The sequence below is a fragment of the Nocardioides sp. genome, from assembly GCF_016462705.1.
GTDB lineage: Bacteria > Actinomycetota > Actinomycetes > Propionibacteriales > Nocardioidaceae > Nocardioides.
This window is the reverse complement of the sequence record NZ_JAEMSS010000280.1, coordinates 1-3,746: the sequence shown is the minus strand read 5'-3', so window position 1 is coordinate 3,746 and position 3,746 is coordinate 1. Positions and strand designations below refer to the sequence as shown.

At 71.4% G+C, this 3,746-nt stretch carries 5 protein-coding genes; 4 read left to right on the top strand and 1 reads right to left on the bottom strand.

The features are described from left to right. Positions 1 to 223 (bottom strand): Ku protein (locus JHD21_RS21405; RefSeq protein ID WP_365696440.1); only part of this gene is annotated, 223 nt, incomplete at its 3' end. A 150-nt stretch (positions 224 to 373) separates the two neighbouring features. On the opposite strand from JHD21_RS21405, the gene JHD21_RS21400 reads away from it, so the two are divergent. The 4 genes from JHD21_RS21400 to JHD21_RS21385 all read left to right on the top strand — a co-directional run. Beyond that, a complete protein-coding gene (locus tag JHD21_RS21400; RefSeq protein WP_292679521.1) occupies positions 374 to 1,297 on the top strand; it encodes a DNA ligase in 924 nt (307 codons plus the stop codon). Next, positions 1,297 to 2,202 carry a non-homologous end-joining DNA ligase gene (ligD, locus tag JHD21_RS21395; protein ID WP_292679519.1) on the top strand — a complete coding sequence of 302 codons (906 nt, stop codon included), beginning with the start codon at positions 1,297 to 1,299 and terminating at the stop codon, positions 2,200 to 2,202. The genes JHD21_RS21400 and ligD overlap by 1 nt, the downstream gene beginning before the upstream one ends. A gap of 188 nt (positions 2,203 to 2,390) precedes the next feature. Then, positions 2,391 to 2,963 carry a hypothetical protein gene (locus JHD21_RS21390; RefSeq protein ID WP_292679518.1) on the top strand — a complete coding sequence of 191 codons (573 nt, stop codon included), beginning with the start codon at positions 2,391 to 2,393 and terminating at the stop codon, positions 2,961 to 2,963. A gap of 101 nt (positions 2,964 to 3,064) precedes the next feature. Beyond that, positions 3,065 to 3,746: response regulator transcription factor (locus JHD21_RS21385; RefSeq protein ID WP_292679516.1), on the top strand; the 682-nt coding region annotated here is incomplete at its 3' end.

Here is a 3,746-nt window from a genome sequence, read left to right as displayed (position 1 = left end):
TGAGGATGACCATCTCGCCGTCCTCGGTCTCGTAGCCCTTGGCGATGTCGGCGTAGGCGACCTCCTCGCCGTCGATCGAGCACACCCGCTGGTACTTGATCCGGCCTCCGTCCTTGGCGTGCACCTGACGGAACGAGACGTCGTGCGACTCGGTCGCGGCGTACAGCTTCACGGGCACGCTGACGAGCCCGAAGGACACCGCGCCCTTCCAGATCGCTCGCATTCGCCGTTCCCTCTCGTCCGTGCCTCGTCTCCGGGTACCCACCCAGGGCCCCGCGTCACCAGCGGCACCAGTGTGACCGGTGGGGCGCGCAGAATCCATCGGTCGCAGTCCAACGGCCGGGGCACCGGGCAGGATGGGCGCGTGCGCCCCATGCTCGCGACCAAGGGCACCCACGTGCCCGTCGACCCCGGCTGGTCGCACGAGGTCAAGTGGGACGGGGTGCGGGTCCTCGCCGACACCACGGCGGGGGGCACCCGGCTGCTGAGCCGCAACGAGAACCCGGTCACCGTCGCCTGGCCGGAGCTCAACCGCAGCCCGCTGGGCGACCGGGACCTGCTGGTGGACGGCGAGGTCATCGCCCTCAACGAGCGGGGCCTCCCGGACTTCCGGGTGCTCCAGGACCGGATGCACGTCCGGAACGCCGCGTCCGCGGCCCGGCTCGCGGAGCGGCTGCCCGCGACCTACATGGTCTTCGACGTCATGCGGCTCGACGGCCGCGACCTCACGTCGATGCCGCTGGGGGAGCGCCGCAAGATCCTGGGCGACCTCGGCCTGGAGCACTCGACGTGGCAGGTGCCCGACGCCTACGACGACGGCCCGATGCTGTTCGAGGCCACGCTCCAGCAGGGCCTCGAGGGCATCGTCAGCAAGCGGCTCACCTCGCGCTACGTCTTCGGCGAGCGCACCAGGAACTGGCTCAAGTTCGCGCACCGGCACCGCCGCTCGAACGTCGTCGGGGGCTGGCGACCGCAGGAGGGCACCACCGACCGGCTGGCCGCGCTGCTCGTGGGCGAGATGACCCCGGAGGGGCTGGTCTACCGGGGCCGGGTGGGCAGCGGCATCGGCGCGACCGCCAGCCGGGCCCTCACGCCGCTGGTCGCGCCGCTGGGCCGCAGCGACAGCCCGTTCGCCGACGAGGTGCCCCGGGTGGACGCGGCCGGGTCGTTCTGGCTGGAGCCCAGGCTGGTGGTGGACGTGGAGACGCACGGTGTGGGGTACACCCGTCTGCGACAGCCGTCGTACTGCGGCGTCCGTCCCGACCTCACCCCCGACCTGCTGATGGAGCAGTCCTGATGCCCGAGAAGACGCGCGTCTCGGTCGACGTCGAGGGGCGCACGCTCAGCCTCAGCAGCCTGGAGAAGGTGCTCTACCCGCGCACCGGGACCACCAAGGGCGAGGTGCTGAACTACTACGCCCGGATCGCGCCGGTGATGCTGCCCCACCTCGCGGACCGCGCGGTCACCAGGATCCGGTGGCCGCACGGCGTCGAGGACATGAGCTTCTTCGAGAAGAACATCCCGGGCGGGACGCCGTCGTGGGTGCGCACGGTGAAGGTGCCGACCACCGGGTCGCGGACCGCCTCCAAGGAGGACGGCACGCTGACCTTCCCGATCGTCGACGACCTCGCGACCCTCACCTGGCTGGTCAACCTCGCCGCGCTGGAGCTGCACGTGCACCAGTGGACGGTCGGGCGCAACGGTCGTCCCCGCAACGCCGACCGGCTGGTCATCGACCTCGACCCGGGGGAGCCCGCCGGGCTGCACGAGTGCTGCCGGGTGGCACTGCTGGTGCGGGAGGCACTGGCTGACAAGGGCCTGGAGGCCAAGCCGGTCACCAGCGGCAGCAAGGGCCTGCACCTCTACGCCGACCTGCCGCGGCGGCTCCCCTCCGACGAGTCGACCGCGCTGGCCAAGGAGGTGGCCGAGGCGCTCCAGAAGGAGCACGGCTCCCTGGTGACCGCGGCGATGACCAAGGCCAAGCGTCCCGGCAAGGTGTTCCTCGACTGGTCCCAGAACTCCGGGTCGAAGACCACGATCTCGCCCTACTCGTTGCGCGGCCGGGAGCGTCCGTGGGTCGCCACGCCGGTCACCTGGGACGAGGTGGAGGCGGGCGCCGAGGACGAGGAGGCACTCGGGCAGTTCCGCTACGACGAGGTGCTCGCGAGGGTGGAGGAGCACGGCGACCTGTTCGCGAGCTGAGCGGCCCTCTCGCCGCCCGTTGCCCGTCCGTTGCGCCTATCCGTTGCCCAGATCCGTTACCCACATATGGGGACGCCGTGGCTCCGGAGTGGCCAGTAAGAGCGCTGCTCAAACCTAGGCTGCTCCCGGACCTCGGGAGGCATCCCGAGGTTCGCTGTGGGTTGGGAGGCCCACGGGGAGAGGGATGCGTGGAGATCATTCCGGTACCGCACCCGGCCCCGACCTTCAGTCGGGGCCGGGTGATCGGCGCCCTCCTGGTGATCGGGCCGGTCATCGTGCTGGTGTTCCTCCCGACCGTGCTCGGCCTGCACCGCTACGTGGTCGCGGACCGGGCCATGGAGGGCAGCGCGGACGGCATCCACCGGGGCTCGGTGGCCCTCACCCGCAAGGTCCCCGCCACGGACCTCACGGTCGGCGACGTGATCGTGTTCCGTCCCCCGGACGCGGCCGGCGGGTCGTCCGGGGACTCGGTCACCCGCCGGATCGTCGCCATCCAGGACGGCGTGGCCCGGACGCGGGGTGACAACAAGGACGGGGACGACCCGTGGCGGCTGGACGTCTCCGCCAGCACCTACCCACGGGTCGAGTTCGTCATCCCATGGATCGGCTACCCCTTCTCCGGCGAGGCGGGCCAGGGAGGCTGGTTCCTGCTCGTCGCGATGACCGCGCTCGCGCTGGTCCTCGCGGTCGTGGCTCCGCGGTGGCGGGTCCGGCAGCGTCAGAGACCCGGGCACCCCGGGCACCGCGCCGGGGTGCGCTGAACCCTCGCGGTCGCCGCCTGAGCTGAGACGGCGGCATCACCGAGTGCGTGTTGTGGGTGGATGGCGCCCGCCGGACGGGCGCGGGGTCCTACTATTCGTCTGTGGCCCAGAGAGTCGTGATCGTCGAGGACGAGGAGGACATCGCCTTCCCGCTCGTCCGCACCCTCGAACGCGAGGGTTATGACGTGCAGTGGCTCGACTCCGGGCAGAAGGCCCTGGACGACCTCCAGGCCACCCGGGCCGACGTGGTCATCCTCGACCTCGGCCTGCCCGACATGGACGGGCTCGAGGTCTGCCGCAAGATGCGCGACCAGGGCTACGACGGCGCCATCATGATCGTCACGGCGCGGGCCGGTGAGCTCGACCGGGTGGTCGGGCTCGACTACGGCGCCGACGACTACATGTCCAAGCCGTTCGGGCTGGCCGAGCTCCAGGCCCGGGTGCGCGCCCTGCTGCGGCGTACCTCCAACCACTCCTCGGCCGACGACGCGGTCCCTCCGGGTGGGCTGCGCATCGACGTGGCGGCCCGGCGGGTGTTCTCCGGCACCGACGAGGTGCCCCTCACCGGCAAGGAGTTCGAGGTCCTGAGCGTGCTGGCCGCCAACCGCGACAAGGTCGTGTCCCGCGACCGGCTGATGGCCGACGTGTGGGACGAGAACTGGTACGGCTCCACCAAGACCCTCGACGTGACCATCGGCCGGCTGCGCCAGAAGCTCGAGAGCGTCGGGGTGACCGAGAAGGTCGTCGCCGTGCGCGGTGTGGGCTTCCGCCTCGAGGGTGCAC

What these genes read in the sequence shown, in the direction of transcription:
- JHD21_RS21400 (WP_292679521.1), top strand. Translation starts at nt 374, where the DNA reads ATGCTCGCGACCAAGGGCACCCACGTGCCCGTCGACCCCGGCTGGTCG.
- ligD (WP_292679519.1), top strand. Translation starts at nt 1,297, where the DNA reads ATGCCCGAGAAGACGCGCGTCTCGGTCGACGTCGAGGGGCGCACGCTC.